The sequence below is a fragment of the Ruegeria pomeroyi DSS-3 genome, from assembly GCF_000011965.2.
GTDB classification, from domain to species: domain Bacteria; phylum Pseudomonadota; class Alphaproteobacteria; order Rhodobacterales; family Rhodobacteraceae; genus Ruegeria_B; species Ruegeria_B pomeroyi.
The window spans coordinates 195,311-214,878 of sequence record NC_003911.12 but is presented as its reverse complement, the minus strand read 5'-3'; the positions used below and the strand labels follow the sequence as shown (position 1 = coordinate 214,878).

Genomic DNA, 19,568 nt, shown 5'->3' with positions numbered 1-19,568 from the left:
TCTGATCGCTACGGATGCCGTCAGCGCACGACGAACTCTGCGTGCAGGGCGCCGGCCGCCTTGATGGTTTTCAGAATGTCGATCATGTCGCGGGGTGACACACCCAGCGCATTGAGGCCCGCCACCACATCCGACAGCGACGCGCTCTCGGGTACCTCGGCCAGCTTGATACCGGGCTCCTGCTCGATCTCGGCGTTGGTTCTGGGCACGACAACGGTGTCCCCGTCGGCAAACGGGTTGGGCTGCACCGCGATCGGCGCTTCCTCGACCCGCAGTGTCAGGCTGCCCTGCGACACGGCCACGCGAGAAATGCGCACGTCCGCCCCCATGACGATGGTGCCCGAACGCTGATCCACCACCACGCGCGCCTTGCGCTCGGGCTCGACCAGAATGTTCTCGATCCGACCGATCACATGGGCCGGCGATCTGGCCTGAGTGGCCGCGATGTCCAATTCTACAGTTCCCGAATCGCGCATCACCGCGACCCGGCCGTTAAACGCGGAGTTTACAGCCGTCTCGATCCGGCCGGCTGTGGTGAAATCCGGTTCACGCAGCGCAAGGCGCAGCTGGGTTAGGGACCCCAGATCAAATTCGATCTCCCGCTCTACCCGGGCACCAGCGGGGATCACGCCCGATGTCGGCACCCCCTGCACCACCGAAGCCGCCTGACCTTCGGCCGAGGCGCCGCCGGCCAGCACGGTACCTTGTGCGACCGCATAGATCTGCCCATCCGCGGCGTTCAGCGGTGTCATGATCAGGGTACCTCCAAGCAGGCTCTTTGAGTCGCCGATGGCGGATACCGTGATATCGATCTGACTGCCGACCCGCGCGAAGGGGGGCAGAGCGGCGGTGACGAACACTGCGGCGACGTTCTTTGGGCGAAAATCCTCGCCCGTCACATTGACACCCAGCCGTTCAAGGATGTTCGACATGATCTCTTCGGTAAAAGGTGCGTTGCGCAACCCGTCGCCGGTCCCGTTCAGACCCACCACCAGACCGTATCCGACCAGGTCATTTCCCCTGACCCCGTCAAATTCGACAAGGTCCTTCAGGCGGACCGCCCCCGCCTGGGCCAGGCAGGGAAGAAACAGGAGACAGGCGAGCAAACGGATCAGGGTCATCTGAGGAAATTCACCAATGAGAGGCGCGAGTTGCGCACGGTGGTTGTGTAAAGGCTTTCCAGCTGAAACTGCACGGCCTCAAGGCGAATAGCGGTCTCATAGGGGTCGGCGCTCAACAACTCGCCGCGCGCGAGTTCGAGACCGCTCTTTGCTGCTCCGTTTCGGGTGGCAGCCTTTTCGATCCGACCCTCTACATCTCCGATCTCGGCCTGAAGCGTGACCACCCCGTCGCGGGCACCCAGAAGACCCACTCCGATCTGCTCAAACAATGCGGTCTTGGTTGTCGAAGACAGGCCAAGGGCCGGATCTTCAGCCAGGGCCGCAACCGAGGCCAGGCGCATTGCATCGCGAAAGGCCGGATCGTCGGCCCGCCTGTTTAGCGACACCTTGGTGTCTTCGGACACCTGAGTCGATCCGAGAGACTGATCCGATCCGGTATAGACTGTTGCCGCGAAACCTGCGGGGTCGTCAAACCAATCCTGCGCAGCCTGCATGATATCGGCGGGCGTCGACAGACCGGTCAGCGCCGACCGCAACCCCGCCATCAGAGTATCGGCAGAGGCCAGCGCCGTCTGATCGGTTGCCACGCCCGCAAACAGGCTGCGCCCGCCCACCGATGTGTTCAGGGCAGAGATCATCGTCTCTAGTGCACCCTGGGCCTTCACGCCCGCTTGCGCATGGCTGACTGCCTGGTTCGAAAGCGATACCGACAACAGGGAATCCGAAAGATCGGTGACCGTCTGTTCGACGATACCAAGACTTGTCTGGCTCGCAGACGCCAGCAGCCTGGTCTCGGCATTTGCGGTCGCGAAGGCCGACAGCCGTCGCAAAGATCGATCCATATCGGCAAGATGCGAGAAATCACCCCTGAGCCTTTTGGTAACATCGGCTACCTTGCCGGTGCTCAACTCGCGCGTCAGGGTATTGATCTCAGTCCGGATGCGGGCACCATAGCTGCGCAACATCAGATTCTGTGCTAGATCTCCCAAGGAATTCATAGCCATAAGTTACAACCTCAGCAAAGTGTCCATCATCTCGCCAACCGTCTCGATCATGCGTGCGTTTGCCGCATAGGCCTGTTCGATCTGCATCAGCATCTGCAACTCGACATCGGTATCCACACCTTGTTCCAGCTCGAGTTTCTGCATTTCGGTTCGGCTTGCGGATGCAAATGTCAGCCGTTCGGTCGCGAGGCTTTCATTCTGCGCAACCCGGGACAAGAGAGCCGCGCCAACCTGATTGGCGGTCATGTCACCGGTTCCGAACCGCGGATCGGACGGTGTGCGCGTGGCGGTCAGCGCTTGATGGAACGCATTTATCTGTTGCGCATTGCCCACCGCTCCGGGAACTGCGGCGCCAAGACCATCGCGCAGGCGCCAGCTCTGCCCGCCCTGGCCTGGATCCACCGAGGCGTTTAGTTTCAACCGTCCCGCCAAACCGGTTTGCGCGCTCGCCGAGAATCGCGCGCCATTATCGGTAAACAATCCGGCATCGGTCGGCGCTGCGGTCGGGTCAAGGCCCGGTGCCTCGAACCTTTCGATCAGGTCTCGGGCCACCGCATCCAGGTCCTGCTGCGCTTCGATTGCCAGATCGTCTCGAACCTCGAATGCCGCCGCAAGAGACCCGCCCCGAATGGCCGAGGTCGGACCAGAGAGGCGCAGCGGCATACCGTTGAGTTCGAGCCCGGACAGCAACCCGTTTTCCAGGGTCATATGCGGCATGGTCTGGAGGGTCGGCGTAAAGCTCAGCTGCGCCGCCGGGCCATCCAGCAAGATTGCGCCCCCGTCTGTGAACAGCGCCACACTGCCGTGATCACGCGCGACCACGTTGACCGGGATCATAGTGTTGACCTCGTCGATCAACTTCTGCCGCTGATCGAGGAGAGGCGCGGAATCCCCACCGGAAAGCTTGACCGACTGGATGCGCCCATTGAGCGTTTCGACATTCTGCAACACGGTATTGAGACGGTCGACCTGTTGGCCGATGCTTCGATCCGCATCGTTTCGGGCCTCGCGCAGCCCGTTGGAGGCCGCATTGAGTGCCGTAGCCAGCTCCGAGGCGGCGGTTGCGACGGCGTCGAGGCGGGTTTGGACCGACGGTGTGCTTGCTGCGGCGATCAGGCTGCTTTCGAACTCGGCAATCAGATTGGGCACCGACCGGGGATCGTTGACGTTTCCGACCAGGCGCGCCATGCGGGTATGAAATCCAGAGACACCGTCCGCATATCCCTGCGCAGCGTCGGCACCCCGTCGACTGGCGAGCAACACAGGATCCGAATTGCGGACCACTCCGAGAATGCGGACCCCTGCCCCTCCGATCGTGTTGCCAGCCACTTCCAGCGACCGCCTGGCATAGCCCGGTGTGAGCGCGTTTGCGATATTGTCTGACGCGACCCCCGTTGCACGGCTTGCCGCGGTCAACCCACTGAGGGCCGAATTGAGTGCGGCCGAGATGGTCATGGCAATCCTCCTTGATCAGGATGCTGGCTGATGACGGGTTAACGCTTGATGTTGGTTGTCTCTTGCAACATCTCGTCCACGGTCTGAATGACCTTGGCACTCGACGAATATGCGCGCTGGGTCTGGATCATCGCGGTTAGCTCGGTCGCCACATCGGTGGTCGATTCCTCGCGGGCAAAGGACACCAGATCACCGGTCGGGCCATCGCCCGCATCCCAGAGAAAGAAGGTGCCGCTTTCACGCGAAGGTTCATAGGTCTGGCTGTCCAGCGCAACCAGCCCGTTCGGGTTGGGCATGTCCACCAGCGGAATCTGGAACACCCTGCGGCTGACGCCATTATCGAAGAAGGCGTAGACAAAACCGTTCTCGTCCACTTCGACCCGGCTCATCGTGCCGACCGCGGTGCCATCCTTGGTAATCGAAACCGGCGCAAAAGTGTCAGACAGTTGCGTGATGCCATCCGAGGCGCCGAGTTGGCCGATATTGATCTCCATGGGGCCGCCAGCGACGTTGATCACCACCGATCCCGTTGTCGCGTCATAGGCGCCACCGGTCGTTGCAGTCACGGATGCCAGCGTACCGCCATCGGTTCGCGCGTCGGAAAAGGTCAGCGTGTATTCCCCGACGACGGCCCCCCCAGAGGCGGTATCGCGCAGGATCATCGTCCATTCATTGCTTTCCCCGGTCGCCGGTACAGTGGGAACCAGTTCGATTTGCACGTTCTCGGACTTGCCCAGGTTATCAAAATACTCGACCGACAGGGGTTGCGTATCGCCTGCCGAGCCAGCCTCGGTCGCGGTCGCGGGCAGGTTCATCCGCAGCACCATCTCGGTTGTTGGGGCCCCCGACAGCTGATTGACGCTCAGCTGCACCGGCACCAGCCCGTCCGACGTATCGCGCGGCAAGTTTGGGATGGAACCATCAGGATTGGCCCGCCAGCCCATCAACACCAGACCCGCCTCGGATTTCAGATAACCCTCGTCGTCGGTGCGGAACGATCCTGTGGTCGCCAGCAGCATGTCCTGCTGGGGCAATGCCAGTTGCGAGCTGCGCATCACCGGCAGCATCCCCCGCCCCCGCACGGCTAGGTCGGTCGAATTCGATGTGGACACCAGCGAACCGCGCTGATCGATCAGACGTTGCGTGGTGGTACGGACCCCCCCTGCGGTATACTTGCCACGCCCGCTGGCATTCACCAACGCGTGGAAGTCCGTTTCAACCCGCTTGTACCCATAGGTCGACGAATTCGCGATATTGTCCGAGATCGTCGCCAGACGGCTGGCATTTGCGGACAGCGCCGCCACCCCGGCGTTGAGCGAAGATGAAATGGTCATGGATACGCCTTTCTGCTGCATCACGTAAAACTGATGCAACAGGTAACGCCCGACCGCTTAACACCGCGCTAACAGCTAAAATTCCTTCTATCTCTGCCTTTTCAACTCCGCAGAAAGATGATCTCGATCCGGTCGTTGCGCGCGGCCATCGGATTTGGATCGGTCAACTTGCGATCCGCGTGCCCGGTAACGCGCTGAATACGCTCTTCTTTCATTCCCAACCCTTCGAACAGGACACGGGTCCGTTCGGCCCGTGCCGTGGACAGTTCCCAGACCGGATTTCGCGCCAGAACCACTGGATGCGCCCGGATATGACCACCCACCGCAATCCCGTTCGACACCATGTCCGCGGCACGGACAACCACCTTGGCCAGTTCCTTCATCAATTGGGTTGGACGGTCGGAATTGGTTTCGAACAGGGGCGATTCGTCCGTCGAGATCAGTTCGACGATCAATCCCTCATCGGTCACCCGCGTCACGATATGCTTGCGCAATTGTTCGGAAACCAGGCTTTCCCCGCCCCGGCCCTGCAAGGCGGCCTCGAGCGTCTTGAACTCTTCAAGCGGCTCTCCCTCGCCACCCTGCCGGTCGACCCCGGTCGAGCCGCGCGAGCGGTCCGCATCCGCGCGGCGACGATTCACACCACCAGTCCCGGTCGTGACCATCGCGTTTTCCGAAAACATGCTGTCGCCGCCAAAGGAGCCGTCACCTCCACCCGAAACCGGGTTGATCGGAATGGAATCCGAGAAATAGTCGGCCAGGCCCTTGCGTTGTTTTTCAGTCGTCGCGTTCAGCAGCCACATCAACATGAAGAAGGCCATCATGGCGGTCACGAAGTCGGCATAAGCCACCTTCCATGCGCCACCGTGGTGGCCATCGCCGCCACCCGATTTCTTCTTCTTGATGATGATTGGCGCCGCATTGGTATGCGCACCCATCTCCACCACCTTCATTATCACCCGAAATCAGGGATATCAGTCCAGGCGTTAAGAGAGGGATAACATATAAGATTGTCTGATTATCACGCCTGCGCGGCCGCTCGGATCATGTCGGCGGCCTTCTCCGCGATCATGATCGTCGGGGCGTTGGTGTTCCCCCCGATCAGCCGCGGCATGACCGAGGCGTCGACAACGCGCAGCCCCTCGACCCCGTGCACCCGCAATTGCGGATCGACCACCGCCATCTCGTCGCGACCCATGCGGCAGGTGCCCACCGGGTGATAGATGGTGTCGGCGCGGGCGCGGATATGCTGCTCCAGACCGGCATCATCCGGCTCACCGTCGATGAACAGCTCTTTGTGGATATAGCCGGACAGCGGTTGTGACCGCATCATTTCGCGGGTCTTGCGCACCCCTTTCATCAGCGCGCTCAGATCGGCGGGATCGGACAGAAACTGAGGGTCGATGACCGGCGCTGCCAATGGATCGGCCGAGGCCAGCGAGACCGTTCCGCGCGATCCGGGCCGCAGAACGCAGACATGGCAGCTGAACCCATATCCCATATGCAGCTTGCGGGCGTGATCGTCGACGATGGAGATCACGAAATGCAGCTGAATGTCAGGTCGCTCCAGGCCTGGGTCGGTCTTGAAGAAGGCGCCCCCCTCGGCAAAGGGAGTCGCGATCATACCCGATCCGTCCCGCCGCCAGGCCCGGGCATGGCGCAACAGGTTCACCGCCCCGGCAAGCCCCAAGCCGAAATTGTCGGTATCGCGGGACTTGTAGGCAAGGGTGAAATCCAGATGGTCCTGAAGGTTTTGCCCCACCCCGGGCAGCTCGTGCACCATCGCGATCCCGTGAGGGGCGATATCCTCGGGCCGACCGACGCCCGACAACTGCAGCATCTGAGGCGAGTTGAAGGCGCCGCCGCACAGGATCACCTCGCACGCGGCGCGGGCAGTGTGGCTTTGCCCGGCCTTGCGATAGCGCACGCCAATGGCGCGCTTGCCCTCAAACAGCACCTGTTTCGCATGCGCCCGCGTGATCACGGTCAGGTTGGGCCGCCCCATCACCGGGTAGAGATAGGCAAGCGCCGCCGAGCAACGCTCTCCCTGATGGCCGGGTTTGTGGAACTGGGTCACCTGATACAGGCCGATCCCTTCGTTATCGCCGGTGTTGAAATCGTCGCTTTGCCGGATTTGCATCGCGGCCCCCGCCTCGACAAAAGCGCGCGAAATCGGGCGCGGGCTTTGCTGGTCGGACACCTGCAGCGGACCGGAGCCGCCATGCATGGGATCGGCGCCGCGCTGGTTGTTTTCGGATTTGCGGAAATAGGGCAGCACCTCGTCCCAGGACCAGCCATCGCAGCCCAGTTCCGCCCATTCATCGTAATCCCGGCGATGACCGCGCACATAAAGCATGGCGTTGATCGCGCTGGATCCACCCAAGGCCTTGCCGCGAGGCTGGTAACCACGGCGCCCGTTCAACCCCGGTTGCGGCACCGTTTCATAGGCCCAGTTGTTGATACGCGGCCTGCCTGGCAACATTGCCACCACCGCCGCGGGCGCCCGTATCAGCAGGCTGTCGCCGCGCCCTCCGGCCTCGATCAGGCAGACGGTTCGGCCCGGATCCTCGCTCAGCCGCGCAGCCAGCGCCGATCCTGCCGAGCCACCGCCGACGATCACATAGTCGAATGTCATCTCGCTCTCCGCATATCGCCTGGGTCACTCAAGGACGCGTCCCGAGCTCTGTCCAGACTTTCGCGACGTCACGCGGCGATCACTCTTGCTGGACGGCGTTGCGCCATTCCTCCAGGAAACGCTGCCGTTTGAGCCGGTCGAGAAAGACCAGCAGCCCCGGCCCCAGGGAAATGGGGCGCAGCGAGGCCCCCTCTGGCCGGTCTGTCGCAGGAGGGCCGGGAAAGGGATAGTCCGGCGCCGGCGGGTCGGACCAGGCCGCCGCAATCAGATGATCGGCAAACGCCCCTGCCAGATCCGGCTCTGCCGCATCGCGCATGATGACTGCGGTGCGCATCATCATGTTGGTGTATTCCTCGGGCTCGATCACCAGGATGCTCTCTGCCAGATCGGTACGCGCCCGGGCATAGCTGCCCAGAACGTTATAGGCCATGTCGATGCGCCCCTCGGCCACCGCTTCGATCATCTCGCCCGAGCAACAGTAGAGCTTGACCTGCAAGCCGCCCAGAACCTCCATCAACCGCCAATAGCTCTCGGCGGTGCGCGCATCCTGGGTCGCAAACAGATAGCCAAGCCCGCTGACCGCCACGTCATAGGTGCCCACCCGACCCTGAAACCTGTCCGGGTCACTCCTGAGCAGGTCGATCAGGTCCTGCCGTGTACGCGGCAGGTCCTGGTCGGCAAAGGCCGCACGCGACAACACGACCGAGGCTGTCTCTTGCGAAAAGGCAAAGACATGGTCGCGCCAGTTGCCCCAGTCCGGAACCAGCGGCGTCCAGGCCGAGCGATGAGGTCGGGTATAACCGTCATTGGCCAGCTTGATCTGCAAATCCATCGCCGAGGACAGGACGAGGTCGAACCGCTCTCCTTCGTCGACGATGGCCCGCATCACCTCGGCGCTGCTGACCGACAAGTAATCCACCGCAACCCCCGGCCGTGCGTCCAGAAAGCTGTCGATCAGCGGCCGCAGAATATGGGTGTCGGTGGTCGACAAGATACGCAGGACCCGCCCATCCGCGGCGCCGAACAGCGCGTGTTCCTCGACCTCGAAGGCGCCGGCGATCGCCGCCCACAGGGTCAGGCAGAGGGAAAGTGCAGACAGACGCATGCGCCGGCTCCATCCTTTGTGTTGGCAATGTCAAGCCGCCCGCCATGGGCCTCGGCCACTTCACGCGCAATGGTCAGCCCCAGCCCGGAACCGACCGTACCTTCGGCATTGCGCCCCCGAACGAAACGTTCGGTCAATCCGTCGATCTCGTCCTCGTGGAAGCCACCGGCTGCGTCGCGGATACACAGAACATGTGTCGTCGCATCGCCTGCCAGCGAGACAATGACCCGGCTTTCCTCGGGCGCATACTTGATTGCGTTATCCAGAAGATTGCGCACCGCGTTCTGCACCAGGATCGGATCGCCGGACATGACGTGCGGCCCGGATATCTCCAGAAACAGCTCGATATCCTTGAGATCGGCCACCGGGCGTAACCGGTTCACCAGTTCTGCCACCAGATCGGTCAGATCGAAGGGCGTACGCTCCAGACTGTCGGCGCGAAAGCTTACCATCGCATGGTCCAGCAACTGCCCCGCCGCGCGCGAGCTTTCGTCGATGGCGCGGATCATCTCGCGCAGGGCGTTGCGATTTTCGGGCCGCTCGATCCGATGCAGCGTATTCTCTGCCTGGGTGCGCACCGTCGCCAGCGGGGTCCGCACCCGATGCGCCGCCTCGGCGATAAAATCCTCCGAGCGCGACAGCGAGAGCCGCAATCGGTCGATAAAACTGTTCAGCGACCGGACCAGCGGTGCCATTTCCGCCGGAACCGGTCGTGTCACCGGGCGCAGGTCGGTCGGCCCCCGGCGCGACACCATGCCCGCCAGCTCTCGCAATGGCCGGATCGAGGATTGCGCCGTCCACACAGCCAATAGAACCGCCACGGCAAAGAAACCCGCACCCAACAGCAACGCCGTCCGGGTCAGGTCGGCCAACCGCTCTGTCTGTCCGGTCCTGGTCTGCGCGACCGATATGGTCAGCGGGGTCGAAACCCCATTGCGTGACAGCCAGCGCACCGTAGTTGCCATCCGCACGCTTTCACCCTTGTAGACCAGCGTTTCGAACATCGCGCCGATCGCGCGCGGCTCTGGTCGGGGCACCGGCAGATCGTCATAACCGGTGAGCGTCTCTGCCCCCAGCATGACCCGATAGAACACCCGGTCATCGCTCACATTGCTCAACATCGACAGAGCCGCATAGGGCAGATCGACCGACACTTCGCGCGCCCGGACCGAGACCGCATCCATGATCGACGTGGCCGAGGCCAGCAGGATCCGGTCATGGGTCTCTTCGGCCAGTTCGCGGGTAAAGGTCTGCACGATCAGAAACAACAACGCCGCCAGCACCGCCGCGCTGCCCACCAACTGTATCGTCAACCGGCGCCGGATCGACCCGCTGGAGCGCAACCGGTCGCTCATTGCAGTCGTATCCGGTAACCCAATCCCCGAACCGTCTGAATCTCGACGCCGGAGCCGGCAATTTTCTTGCGCAATCGGCCGACATAAACCTCGATCGCGTTTTCCGACACCTCTTCGTCATAGGAAAACAGCCGGTCGACCAGACGCGCCTTGGAGAAAATCTGGTCAGGCGCGGCCAGAAAAATTTCCAGAAGCCGCAACTCCTTGTTCCGCAGGGGCACCTCGAGTCCGCAGACCTCCAGAAGGCCCGAAAGCGGGTCAAAAGTCAGCCCACCGATTCGTTTCTGGTTCGACGAACGCCCGCCCCGCCGCCGCAAAACCGCCCTGCAGCGCGCCTCCAGCTCGGAAAAGTCGAAAGGTTTGGTCAGATAGTCGTCAGCACCAAGGTCAAGAACGCCAACCCTGTCCGAGACCTCGGACCGCGCGGTCAACACGATCACCGGTGTTTCGCTGCGGTGATCGCGCTGCATCTTGAGAAAACTGCGGCCATCCCCATCAGGCAGCATAATATCCAGCAAAATCAAATCGTAATCCGTTGTGATCACAAATTCTTCAGCCAAGGAAATATTCGCCGCGTGATCCACCACATGTCCGTCCAGACGCAGCCGGTCGAGGATGGCCGAAGCCAGACTCTGATTGTCTTCGACCAACAGGAACCGCATGTCTTGCCTCTCCTTTTCAACCGGATGCGACAGGTTGGTGTCAGCTTCGCGTGGCTTTCCTTTCACATGGGCAAGCGAAACGCACTTTGTCAAACGGGAGGATACAATGATGAAAACGAACCTGACCCGCCGGGTCATGATGGCCGCCGCGTCGGCGGCATTTGCCTTTTCCACGCCGTCCTGGGCAGAACCGGTCGTGGACAGCATTCATTTCCTGATCCCAGGCGGCGCCGGCGGCGGCTGGGACGGCACCGCGCGCGGCACCGGAGAGGCGCTGACCGCGGCGGGCCTGGCGGGCACCGCCAGTTACGAGAACATGTCAGGCGGCGGTGGCGGCAAGGCGATCGGCTATCTGATCGAAAACGCCGCCTCGAACCATGGCACGTTGATGGTCAATTCGACCCCGATCATCATCCGCTCACTGACCGGTGTCTTTCCGCAGAACTTCCGCGATCTGACCCTGGTGGCTGGCACGATCGGAGATTACGCCGCCATTGTGGTTGGCAAGGACAGCCCGGTAAACTCGATGACCGACCTTTTGGCCTCCTTTGACGCCGATCCAAGCGGCACTGCCATCGGTGGCGGCTCGGTACCCGGCGGCATGGACCATCTGGTCGCCGCAATGGTGATGGAGGCCGCGGGCAAGGACTCGCTGGCGGTGAAATACATCGCCTATGATGCGGGCGGCAAGGCGATGGCCGCGCTGCTCTCGGGCGAAATCGCGGCGCTGAGCACCGGCTTCTCCGAGGCGGTGGATCTGGCCAATGCCGGTGAGGTCAAGATCATCGGCGTCACCTCGGACGACCGGGTCGCCGCCTATCCCGATGCACCAACGATGAAGGAGCAGGGCATCGACACCACCTTCGTCAACTGGCGTGGCTTCTTTGGCGCCCCGGGCCTGCCGGAAGACCGGCTTGCCGCCTATCAGGAGGCGATCGCCAAGATGTATGACACGCCAGAATGGGAAGCCGTGCGCGCCCGTAACGGCTGGGTCAATATCCACAACAGCGGTGACGATTTCCGTGCATTCCTGGAGAAGCAGGAGCAGCAGATCGGCGACCTGATGCGCAAGCTGGGTTTCCTGTAATCCAAAGGTGCGGCTGCGCCGCGCTCGATACTGAATTGCGAGGATTCCACCCTCGCGCTCCCGGGATATTCGAAGCAGGAGGAAGGGGAGCAGACCAAGCTCTCCCCTTCACCGAAGAAGGATAACCTTCCCCTCGCACGGTCATCGGCTTCCCAGCCTGTACCGTGACTTCAGCCAGAGGCGTCAAGGTTAACATACTCTTTCCTCTTGCCGGAAATATCCCGGGGGAGTCGCCCGCAGGGGCGGCGGGGGCAGCGCCCCCTTGCACCCTCAACCCGACCGAACCGGAGACACCCATGGCACTCGACCGATGGATCGCACTTGTCATCCTGATGATCTGCCTTGCTTATGGCTATGCTGCCTTTTTCACCATGGATGCCGGCCTGGCCCCTTTCATGAAGCGCAACCCGATCTGGCCTAGCACCTTTCCCAAGATCCTGTCGGTACTTGCGGTTCTGGCCGCTCTGTCAATTCTGCTGGGGCTGGAGAAGGGCGCGGCGGCGCCGAAGCCTATGGAGATCAACTATCGCCGTTTGACCGAATACAAGTTGGGTCAGGCTCTGGCGTTGCTTGCACTGATGGTTGCCTATGCGCTGCTGCTGCGGCCCCTCGGCTTTCTGCTCTCGACTCTGGCCTTCCTGTCAATCGGCTCGCTGATCCTGGGAGAACGGCGGTTCCATATCCTGTTGCCGGTGGCGGCAGCTGCGGCCGGGTTGGTCTGGTATCTGGTCCAGGTGGTTCTGGGGATCTTCCTCAGCCCCTGGCCCGCATTCATGGTAAACGGAGGCTGACATGCTCGAAGGACTGATGATCGGGCTGGGAACGGCCTTTTCGCTCACCAATATCCTGATGGTCATTGGCGGCTGCCTGATCGGCACCTTTATCGGCATGCTGCCGGGTCTGGGGCCGATGTCGATCATCGCCATCATGATCCCCGTCGCGATCACAATTGGCGACCCTTCGGCGGCGCTGATCCTTCTGGCTGGCGTTTACTACGGAGCGATCTTTGGCGGATCGACCTCGTCGATCCTGATCAACGCGCCCGGTGTCGCCTCGACCGTGGCGACCAGCTTCGACGGTTATCCGCTGGCGCGGCAAGGCAAGGCCGGCAAGGCGCTGACCGTGGCCGCAATCTCCAGTTTCTGCGGCGGCACCATCGGGGCGATCCTGTTGATGGTATTTGCACCCGCGCTGGCCTCGGTCGCGCTGCTGTTTCACTCGGCCGAGTATTTCGCGCTGATGGTGGTGGGGCTGTCGGCCATCGCCGCCTTTGCAGGATCGGGGCAGGTAGGCAAGGCGCTGTTGATGACGCTTCTCGGTTTGATCATGGCCACGGTGGGCGAGGGGGCACTGTTCAACATGCCGCGCTTCACCATGGGGGTGATGGACCTGCAATCGGGTTTCGGCTTCATCACGCTGGCCATGGCCATGTTCGCCCTGCCCGAGGCGCTCTATCTTGTTCTCGACCCCTCGCGATCGACCCAAGGGGGCGAAAGCGGCGAGATCAAGGATCTGCGGATCACCCGGGCCGAAGCGAAATCCATTGCGCCGGTGATCGGGCGGCAATCGGTACAGGGGTTCCTGATCGGTGTGTTGCCGGGGGCCGGTGCAACGATCGCCAGCTTCCTTGGCTATGCGGTTGAACGCAACATTGCCCCAAAGGCCGAGCAGGAAGAGTTTGGCAAGGGCTCGCTCAAGGGGTTGGCGGCACCGGAAAGCGCCAATAATGCCGCCTGCACAGGGTCTTTTGTGCCGCTGCTAACGCTGGGTATTCCGGGATCAGGCACCACGGCAATTTTGCTTGGCGCGCTGATCGCTCTGAACGTCACGCCGGGGCCACGGCTGATGGTGGACGATCCGCAGATCTTTTGGGCAGTCATCATTTCGATGTATCTGGGCAACCTGATTCTGCTGATCCTGAACCTGCCGCTGATCCCATACATCGCCAAGATTCTGGCGGTGCCACGCAGTTTCCTGATCCCGTTCATCCTGTTCTTTACCCTGATGGGCGCCTATATCGGCCAGAATAATTCGACCGAGCTCTTGATCCTCGTGGGTCTCGGCGTTTGTGCCACTGTGCTGCGCTTTGCCGACTATCCGCTGGCGCCGCTGCTGATCGGGTTCATCCTGGGCTCGATGCTGGAGAACAACTTTGCCCGCGCGATGCAGCTCTATGACGGGCTTGGCTTCATCCTGGAACGGCCGATGACGGTCGGCCTGTTGGTTCTGGCGGCACTGCTCGTTATCTTGCCCAGCTATCGTGCCCGCCGCGCCCGCCTGCGGGCCGAGGGTGTGGCCGACGCCGACTGAGATAGCCCCGGTCCTCGCCTAATGGCGGGGGCCGGACTTGGAGCGGCGCAACACCAGTTGCAGACGCGAGAAACTGTGCTCGATCCCCTGTGGGTCCAAACGGGCCAGAAATGCATCCAGCTCGGGCCAGACGCGCACCGCCTGATCCAGCAGCGGATCAGCGCCCTCGCTATAGAGCCCCGCCTTGATCATCACCTCGGATTGCTCATAGGCACCGATCAGGCGACGCGCCTCGCCGATCAGCGCATTCTGCTCGGGCGTGGCCGCATCCGGCAGGCTGCGCGAGACCGAGCGGCTGATGTCGATGGCCGGAAAGCGGCCACGTTCTGCGATTTCGCGGTTTAGCACGATATGCCCGTCCAGCACGCCTCGCAGGATATCGGCGACCGGTTCGTCCATGTCCGACCCTGCCACCAACACACTGAAAACGCCGGTGATATCGCCCTGTTTCTCGGTTCCCGGACCGGCGCGTTCGCACAGGCCGGTGATCAGCGGTGTGACCGAGGGCGGATAGCCCCTGAGTGCCGGAGCCTCGCCCATGGCGGCGGAGATCTCGCGATGCGCCTCGGCGAAACGGGTGATCGAATCCGCAAGGTAGAGGACATTCAACCCCTCGTCGCGCAGGCTCTCGGCCACGGTCATCGCCGCCCAGGCACAGCGGCGGCGTACCAATGCCGATTGGTCCGAAGTGGCCGCGACGATGACCGAGCGCGCCAGCCCCTCGGGGCCCAGCGCCTTGGCCACGAATTCGTTGACCTCGCGCCCCCGCTCGCCGATCAGCGCCACCACCACGGCATCGGCCTGCATCGACTTGGCCAGCGTGGCGAGCAGGCTGGATTTCCCGACCCCTGATCCGGCAAAGAGGCCGACCCGCTGGCCACGCACAATGGGCAGCAACGTGTTCAGCGCTGCAAGCCCGGTCGCCATACGCTGACCCAGGGGCTTGCGTTGCACGGCGGGCGGCGGCGCGCGCATCAGGTCGCGCGCCTTGGAGCCACGCATCAAGGGGCGCCCGTCCAGCGGCCGCCCGAACGGATCGACCACCCGCCCCAGCCAGTGACGCCCGGGTGCGAATCCCGGAATCGGATGCAAAACCACGCGGTTGCCCAGCGACACACCTTCGGGCGCGCTGTCGGGCAGCATGTTGATCGTGCTGCCCTCGACCTGCAACACCTCGCCACCCAGGGACGGGCCGAAATTGCGTTTCAATTCAACCCGATCGCCGATTTGCGCCTGCCGGGCGAGGCCCTGAATCTGGATCACGCCCCCCGCCACGCCGGTCACGCGCCCCACATGTCGAACCAGGCTGAGGCTGTCGAACTCGGCTTTCAGGGCGAGGGGGTCTGGGGCCGTCATCGGGATATCTCCAACAATTTCCTGAAAACGGTTTCTAAACGAATCGGGGTTAAGCCTTGATTGAAATTGATCGAGGGAGAAGCCCCGATGTTCTCGGACTTGAACGTCTTTAAGATGGCGTACGCCATGGCAACACATGCAGGCACACGGCAAGCCGTGATCGCCCAGAACATGGCCAATGCCGACACGCCCGGATATCGCGAACGCGACATCGCCCCCTTTGCCGAAACCTTTGCCCGCGAAACTGCCGGCACCGCCATGCAGGCCAGCCGCACGAGCCATCTGAATGGCACCGCGGCGTCCGCCGCCAGCTGGGCACCGTTCGAAACCAACGCAGCGGGCGACCCCAACCGCAACAATGTCAGCATCGAGGAACAGATGCTCAAGGCGGTCGAGGTCAAGCGTCAGCATGACCGCGCGCTCGCGATCTACAAATCCTCGATGAACATGCTGCGCGTCGGCCTGGGTCGTGGGTGAGGGAGGCTGAGATGAGCGAATTTTCCAAATCCCTCTCGGTGACCGCCAGCGCGCTGCGCGCCCAGGCCACCCGCTTGCGCCATGTGTCCGAAAACATCTCGAACGCCGACACGCCGGGCTATCGCCGCAAGACGGTCCCTTTCGAGGTAGAGCGCGGCCGTGACGACGGGGTCGAGCGTGTCACCACCGGTCGGGTTAAACTCGACCGGCGGCAATTGCCCGATATCTTCGATCCCTCGCATCCACTGGCCGACGAAACCGGCCATTACCAGGGGTCGAATGTCGACCTGATGATCGAGATCGCCGACGCCCGCGAAGCGCAGCGCAGCTACGAGGCGAATCTCAAGCTTTTCGACCAGGCGCGGCAGATGTCCGCAAGCCTGATGGAACTTCTCCGCAAATAAAGGACAGCCAGAATGGATATCCGCAGCCTCTCCGCAGCCCAGGCCTATGCCTCGGCCCGCCCCGCCACCCAGGCGGACCCCAAAGACGACAGCGCCACGCAGGGCCTGCGCGGCACCTTCCAGGATTTCGCCGCCACGCTGCAGCACAGCGAGGAGCTGGCCCAATCGGCGATGATCGGCAAGGCCGACCCGCATGCGCTGGTGCAGGCATTGGCGCAATCGGAACTGGCGGTCGAAACCGCTGTCACCGTCCGCAACAAGGTGGTCGAGGCCTATCAGGAAATCCTCCGGATGCCGGTCTGAGCCATGATGAGCGAAGGCCTGTTCTATGACACGGTCCGGCAGGGGCTGTGGATCGCGGTGATCACTTCGGTTCCGATCCTGTCGGTGGCGCTGATCGCCGGTCTGGCGGTGGGTCTGTTCCAGGCCCTGACCTCGATCCAGGAGATGACGCTGACCTTTGTGCCGAAACTGGCCGCCATCGTGATCGTGTTCTGGATCTCGATGGGCTTCATGACCCAGACGCTCGTCAACTATTTCACCACAACCCTCATTCCGCTGATTTCGGGAGGTGTCTGATGGAAACGCCCAGCTATGCCATCCTGTCGCGACAATCCGGGCTTTTGAACGAAACCCCGCGTCGTGGCCAACAATATCGCCAACTCCGCCACCTCGGGTTATCGCCAGCAGGGGCTGGTGTTTTCGGAATTCGTCCGCGGCGGGCTTGGAACCTCGTCGCTGTCCATGGCGCGCGGTCAGGTGCGCAACACCTCGCAGGAACAGGGTGTGCTGACCCAGACCGGCGGTGATTTCGATCTGGCCATCGACGGCGAGGGGTTCTTCATGCTCGAAACCCCGGGCGGCGAGCGGCTGACCCGGGCCGGCAGCTTTACCCCAAACGCCCAGGGTGATCTGGTCAATCCCGATGGCTATCGGCTGATCGATGCCAATGGCGCGCCGATCTTTGTGCCGCCCGATATCGACGGTGTCCGTATCGGCCCCGATGGCACGATCAGCGGTGCCGGGCGGCTGTTGGGTCAGATCGGCCTGTTCAAGCCCGTCGATCCGCATGGGCTGATCCGCGAGGGCGGGGTGTTCTTTCGCGCCGATGACGGCACCGAACCGATCGAGGGTGCCAGCATCATGCAGGGCTTTCTCGAAGGGTCGAACGTCAATGCGATCGACCAGGTCGCCCGGCTGGTCGAGGTCCAGCGCGCCTATGAGCTGGGCCAGAGCTTTCTCCAGGCCGAAGACGAACGCATCCGCAACGCCGTGAACAGCCTGCTGCGCTGATCCCAACCTGAAGGAGCCCAACAATGCGCGCCCTGAAAATCGCCGCCACCGGCATGTCCGCCCAGCAGATGCGGGTCGAGACGATCTCGAACAACCTCGCCAACATGAACACCACCGGCTACAATGCCCGGCGCGCGGAATTCGCCGACCTGCATTACCAGCAGATCGCCCGCGCCGGCACGGTGAATGCCTCTGACGGCACGGTTCTGCCCACCGGGGTGCAACTGGGTCTCGGCGTGCGCCCGGCGGCGGTGACCGTCCATCTGGAACAGGGCGCGCTGTCGGCCACCGGCAACGATCTGGATCTTGCCATCGAAGGGCGCGGCTATTTCGAGGTGACGCTGCCCTCGGGCCAGTCGGCCTTTACCCGCGACGGGTCGCTGAAACGCTCGGCCGAGGGATTGATCGTCACCTCGGACGGGCTGTCGGTGGTGCCCGAGATCACCATTCCCAGCGATGCGCGGTCGATCTCGATAAACGCGGCGGGCGAGGTCTATGCCTATTTCGACGATGCCGCCGAGGGCCAGCTGCTGGGTCAGGTCACACTCGCCGGTTTCACCAATGCCAAGGGGCTCGAGGCGATCGGCAGCAACCTGTTCAAGGAGACCGAGGCCTCGGGCTCTCCGATCACCGGCAACCCGGGCGAGGATGGGCTGGGCACCCTGCGCCAGGGATATCTCGAAGACAGTTCGGTCGACGCGGTGCGCGAGGTGACCGAACTGATCGAGGCGCAGCGCGGCTATGAAATGAATGCCAAGGTCATCTCGGCGGTGGACCAGATGATGAGCGCCACCACGCAGGTGCGCTGATGCGGTATCTTGGCCCGATCCTCGCCCTTGTCCTGGCGCAGACGGCAGCAGCCGAGGTACTGGTGCCCACCCGCACCATCCGCGCCAAGGAGATCATCGGCGCTGAGGATCTGATGCTGAAATCGGCCGAGGTCCCGGGCAGTTTCACCGACCCGGCCGAGGTGATCGGGCAAGAGGCGCGGGTCGCGCTCTATGCCGGGCGGCCGATCCGCTATGCCGATATCGGCCCCCCCGCCATCGTCGACCGCAATGATCTTGTGACGCTCTTTTTTGACAATGGCCCGCTGGTCATCACCACCGAAGGCCGCGCGCTGGGTCGCGGTGCGGCGGGCGATGTCATCCGGGTGATGAACCTGACGTCCCGCACCACCGTTTCCGGCCAGATCCGGCCCAATGGCTCCATCGAGGTAAAATGATGCAGAAATGTCTTTCCCCCAAAACCCTGATTGCCGCGCTGGTGGTGCTGTCGGCCTGTGGTCGCGCCGATCATCTGGGCAAGGCGCCCAGTTTTACCCCAAACACCGAGTCGCCCGAACATGTGGCCATGCTCTGGCCCGGCCTGCCGCTGCACACACAGCCGCAGCGCTCGGTCGATCGCGCCTCGCTGTGGAGCGGCGGCCAGAACTCGCTGCTGGGCGATCAGCGGGCGATGAAGAAGGGCGACATTCTGACCGTGGTGATCGAGATCGACGAAAAGGCCGAGATCTCGAACGACACCAACCGGTCGCGTTCGGGTTCGGAAAGCCTGGGCGTGCCGCATCTTCTGGGCCTGCCGCAGCGGATCGATGAAAAACTGCCCGAGGGCGCGTCGATGAGCAACGCGGTCGCAGTCGATTCCTCCAGCGCCTCTGGCGGAAAGGGGTCGGTGAAACGCAAGGAAAAACTGACCCTGCGCGTGGCCGCGACCGTGGTCGACGTGCTGCCCAACGGTGTCCTGTCGATCACTGGCTCGCAGGAGCTGCGGGTGAATTTCGAACTGCGCGAGCTTCTGGTTTCAGGCTATGTGCGGCCCGAGGATATCTCGCGCCAGAACGAGATTACCTATGACAAGATCGCCTCGGCGCGGGTGTCTTATGGCGGTCGCGGCCAGATCACCGATGTGCAGCAACCGCGCTATGGCCAGCAGGTGCTGGACATGGTTCTGCCGTTCTGAGGCCGGCC

At 62.7% G+C, this 19,568-nt stretch carries 21 protein-coding genes; 11 read left to right on the top strand and 10 right to left on the bottom strand.

The genetic code is table 11. From position 1 onward, the window contains the following. Nucleotides 1–20: 20 nt before the first annotated feature. The 9 genes from SPO_RS00995 to SPO_RS00955 all read right to left on the bottom strand — a co-directional run bounded on the left by SPO_RS00995 (nucleotide 21) and on the right by SPO_RS00955 (nucleotide 10,671). Nucleotides 21–1,121, bottom strand: coding sequence for a flagellar basal body P-ring protein FlgI (locus tag SPO_RS00995; RefSeq protein ID WP_011045964.1), 1,101 nt, complete (start codon nucleotides 1,119–1,121; stop codon nucleotides 21–23). After that, on the bottom strand, nucleotides 1,118–2,086 hold the full coding sequence (locus tag SPO_RS00990; protein ID WP_230981759.1) for a flagellin: 969 nt from the start codon (nucleotides 2,084–2,086) through the stop codon (nucleotides 1,118–1,120). Before SPO_RS00990 ends, SPO_RS00995 begins: the two co-directional genes overlap by 4 nt. A 42-nt stretch (nucleotides 2,087–2,128) precedes the next feature. Next, a complete protein-coding gene (gene flgK, locus SPO_RS00985) occupies nucleotides 2,129–3,580 on the bottom strand; it encodes a flagellar hook-associated protein FlgK (protein ID WP_011045962.1) in 1,452 nt (483 codons plus the stop codon). Nucleotides 3,581–3,618: 38 nt separating this feature from the next. Continuing rightward, nucleotides 3,619–4,914: a flagellar hook protein FlgE gene (locus tag SPO_RS00980; RefSeq protein ID WP_011045961.1), complete on the bottom strand. Its 1,296-nt coding sequence runs from the start codon at nucleotides 4,912–4,914 to the stop codon at nucleotides 3,619–3,621. Between the two features lie 101 nt (nucleotides 4,915–5,015). Beyond that, complete coding sequence (locus SPO_RS00975) at nucleotides 5,016–5,852, bottom strand: flagellar motor protein MotB (RefSeq protein ID WP_044028904.1); 837 nt, start codon at nucleotides 5,850–5,852, stop codon at nucleotides 5,016–5,018. An 83-nt stretch (nucleotides 5,853–5,935) separates the two neighbouring features. Next, entirely contained in the window at nucleotides 5,936–7,549 is a 1,614-nt protein-coding gene (locus tag SPO_RS00970) for a GMC family oxidoreductase (protein ID WP_011045959.1), read from the bottom strand. Between the two features lie 79 nt (nucleotides 7,550–7,628). Continuing rightward, a complete protein-coding gene (locus SPO_RS00965; protein ID WP_011045958.1) occupies nucleotides 7,629–8,654 on the bottom strand; it encodes an ABC transporter substrate-binding protein in 1,026 nt (341 codons plus the stop codon). Continuing rightward, nucleotides 8,624–10,009 carry a sensor histidine kinase gene (locus tag SPO_RS00960; RefSeq protein WP_011045957.1) on the bottom strand — a complete coding sequence of 462 codons (1,386 nt, stop codon included), beginning with the start codon at nucleotides 10,007–10,009 and terminating at the stop codon, nucleotides 8,624–8,626. The genes SPO_RS00965 and SPO_RS00960 overlap by 31 nt, the downstream gene beginning before the upstream one ends. Further along, complete coding sequence (locus SPO_RS00955) at nucleotides 10,006–10,671, bottom strand: response regulator transcription factor (RefSeq protein ID WP_011045956.1); 666 nt, start codon at nucleotides 10,669–10,671, stop codon at nucleotides 10,006–10,008. Before SPO_RS00955 ends, SPO_RS00960 begins: the two co-directional genes overlap by 4 nt. A gap of 109 nt (nucleotides 10,672–10,780) precedes the next feature. Between SPO_RS00955 and SPO_RS00950 the strand changes: the two genes are divergently transcribed. From SPO_RS00950 to SPO_RS00940, 3 genes are all read left to right on the top strand, one after another. Then, a complete protein-coding gene (locus SPO_RS00950) occupies nucleotides 10,781–11,758 on the top strand; it encodes a tripartite tricarboxylate transporter substrate binding protein (protein ID WP_011045955.1) in 978 nt (325 codons plus the stop codon). A gap of 296 nt (nucleotides 11,759–12,054) precedes the next feature. Then, entirely contained in the window at nucleotides 12,055–12,549 is a 495-nt protein-coding gene (locus SPO_RS00945; RefSeq protein WP_044027784.1) for a tripartite tricarboxylate transporter TctB family protein, read from the top strand. A gap of 1 nt (nucleotide 12,550) precedes the next feature. After that, nucleotides 12,551–14,068: a tripartite tricarboxylate transporter permease gene (locus SPO_RS00940; protein ID WP_011045953.1), complete on the top strand. Its 1,518-nt coding sequence runs from the start codon at nucleotides 12,551–12,553 to the stop codon at nucleotides 14,066–14,068. An 18-nt stretch (nucleotides 14,069–14,086) separates the two neighbouring features. Here the strand turns inward: SPO_RS00940 and SPO_RS00935 are convergent, their stop codons facing one another. Beyond that, nucleotides 14,087–15,424 carry a FliI/YscN family ATPase gene (locus tag SPO_RS00935; protein ID WP_011045952.1) on the bottom strand — a complete coding sequence of 446 codons (1,338 nt, stop codon included), beginning with the start codon at nucleotides 15,422–15,424 and terminating at the stop codon, nucleotides 14,087–14,089. 87 nt (nucleotides 15,425–15,511) lie between these two features. On the opposite strand from SPO_RS00935, the gene SPO_RS00930 reads away from it, so the two are divergent. From SPO_RS00930 to flgH, 8 genes are all read left to right on the top strand, one after another. Further along, a complete protein-coding gene (locus tag SPO_RS00930) occupies nucleotides 15,512–15,901 on the top strand; it encodes a FlgB family protein (RefSeq protein ID WP_044027782.1) in 390 nt (129 codons plus the stop codon). Between the two features lie 11 nt (nucleotides 15,902–15,912). Further along, nucleotides 15,913–16,305, top strand: a complete 393-nt coding sequence (flgC, locus tag SPO_RS00925) for a flagellar basal body rod protein FlgC (RefSeq protein ID WP_044027780.1) — start codon at nucleotides 15,913–15,915, stop codon at nucleotides 16,303–16,305. A gap of 12 nt (nucleotides 16,306–16,317) precedes the next feature. Then, nucleotides 16,318–16,608: a flagellar hook-basal body complex protein FliE gene (gene fliE / locus SPO_RS00920; RefSeq protein ID WP_011045949.1), complete on the top strand. Its 291-nt coding sequence runs from the start codon at nucleotides 16,318–16,320 to the stop codon at nucleotides 16,606–16,608. 3 nt (nucleotides 16,609–16,611) lie between these two features. Beyond that, complete coding sequence (locus SPO_RS00915) at nucleotides 16,612–16,884, top strand: flagellar biosynthetic protein FliQ (protein WP_011045948.1); 273 nt, start codon at nucleotides 16,612–16,614, stop codon at nucleotides 16,882–16,884. A 63-nt stretch (nucleotides 16,885–16,947) separates the two neighbouring features. Continuing rightward, on the top strand, nucleotides 16,948–17,598 hold the full coding sequence (locus SPO_RS00910; protein WP_011045947.1) for a flagellar hook-basal body complex protein: 651 nt from the start codon (nucleotides 16,948–16,950) through the stop codon (nucleotides 17,596–17,598). Nucleotides 17,599–17,621: 23 nt separating this feature from the next. Continuing rightward, the gene (flgG, locus tag SPO_RS00905) at nucleotides 17,622–18,407 is read left to right on the top strand and encodes a flagellar basal-body rod protein FlgG (protein ID WP_011045946.1); all 786 of its coding nucleotides are present in this window, start codon (nucleotides 17,622–17,624) and stop codon (nucleotides 18,405–18,407) included. After that, nucleotides 18,407–18,823, top strand: coding sequence for a flagellar basal body P-ring formation chaperone FlgA (gene flgA, locus SPO_RS00900; RefSeq protein ID WP_011045945.1), 417 nt, complete (start codon nucleotides 18,407–18,409; stop codon nucleotides 18,821–18,823). The genes flgG and flgA overlap by 1 nt, the downstream gene beginning before the upstream one ends. After that, a complete protein-coding gene (gene flgH / locus SPO_RS00895; protein WP_011045944.1) occupies nucleotides 18,820–19,560 on the top strand; it encodes a flagellar basal body L-ring protein FlgH in 741 nt (246 codons plus the stop codon). The genes flgA and flgH overlap by 4 nt, the downstream gene beginning before the upstream one ends. Nucleotides 19,561–19,568: the final 8 nt, after the last annotated feature.

Bases quoted from the DNA above. Each gene is read 5' to 3' on its own strand.
- SPO_RS00995 (WP_011045964.1), bottom strand. From the start codon at position 1,121: ATGACCCTGATCCGTTTGCTCGCCTGTCTCCTGTTTCTTCCCTGCCTG.
- SPO_RS00990 (WP_230981759.1), bottom strand. From the start codon at position 2,086: ATGTTGCGCAGCTATGGTGCCCGCATCCGGACTGAGATCAATACCCTG.
- flgK (WP_011045962.1), bottom strand. From the start codon at position 3,580: ATGACCATCTCGGCCGCACTCAATTCGGCCCTCAGTGGGTTGACCGCG.
- SPO_RS00980 (WP_011045961.1), bottom strand. From the start codon at position 4,914: ATGACCATTTCATCTTCGCTCAACGCCGGGGTGGCGGCGCTGTCCGCA.
- SPO_RS00975 (WP_044028904.1), bottom strand. From the start codon at position 5,852: ATGGGTGCGCATACCAATGCGGCGCCAATCATCATCAAGAAGAAGAAA.
- SPO_RS00970 (WP_011045959.1), bottom strand. From the start codon at position 7,549: ATGACATTCGACTATGTGATCGTCGGCGGTGGCTCGGCAGGATCGGCG.
- SPO_RS00965 (WP_011045958.1), bottom strand. From the start codon at position 8,654: ATGCGTCTGTCTGCACTTTCCCTCTGCCTGACCCTGTGGGCGGCGATC.
- SPO_RS00960 (WP_011045957.1), bottom strand. From the start codon at position 10,009: ATGAGCGACCGGTTGCGCTCCAGCGGGTCGATCCGGCGCCGGTTGACG.
- SPO_RS00955 (WP_011045956.1), bottom strand. From the start codon at position 10,671: ATGCGGTTCCTGTTGGTCGAAGACAATCAGAGTCTGGCTTCGGCCATC.
- SPO_RS00950 (WP_011045955.1), top strand. From the start codon at position 10,781: ATGAAAACGAACCTGACCCGCCGGGTCATGATGGCCGCCGCGTCGGCG.
- SPO_RS00945 (WP_044027784.1), top strand. From the start codon at position 12,055: ATGGCACTCGACCGATGGATCGCACTTGTCATCCTGATGATCTGCCTT.
- SPO_RS00940 (WP_011045953.1), top strand. From the start codon at position 12,551: ATGCTCGAAGGACTGATGATCGGGCTGGGAACGGCCTTTTCGCTCACC.
- SPO_RS00935 (WP_011045952.1), bottom strand. From the start codon at position 15,424: ATGACGGCCCCAGACCCCCTCGCCCTGAAAGCCGAGTTCGACAGCCTC.
- SPO_RS00930 (WP_044027782.1), top strand. From the start codon at position 15,512: ATGTTCTCGGACTTGAACGTCTTTAAGATGGCGTACGCCATGGCAACA.
- flgC (WP_044027780.1), top strand. From the start codon at position 15,913: ATGAGCGAATTTTCCAAATCCCTCTCGGTGACCGCCAGCGCGCTGCGC.
- fliE (WP_011045949.1), top strand. From the start codon at position 16,318: ATGGATATCCGCAGCCTCTCCGCAGCCCAGGCCTATGCCTCGGCCCGC.
- SPO_RS00915 (WP_011045948.1), top strand. From the start codon at position 16,612: ATGATGAGCGAAGGCCTGTTCTATGACACGGTCCGGCAGGGGCTGTGG.
- flgG (WP_011045946.1), top strand. From the start codon at position 17,622: ATGCGCGCCCTGAAAATCGCCGCCACCGGCATGTCCGCCCAGCAGATG.
- flgA (WP_011045945.1), top strand. From the start codon at position 18,407: ATGCGGTATCTTGGCCCGATCCTCGCCCTTGTCCTGGCGCAGACGGCA.
- flgH (WP_011045944.1), top strand. From the start codon at position 18,820: ATGATGCAGAAATGTCTTTCCCCCAAAACCCTGATTGCCGCGCTGGTG.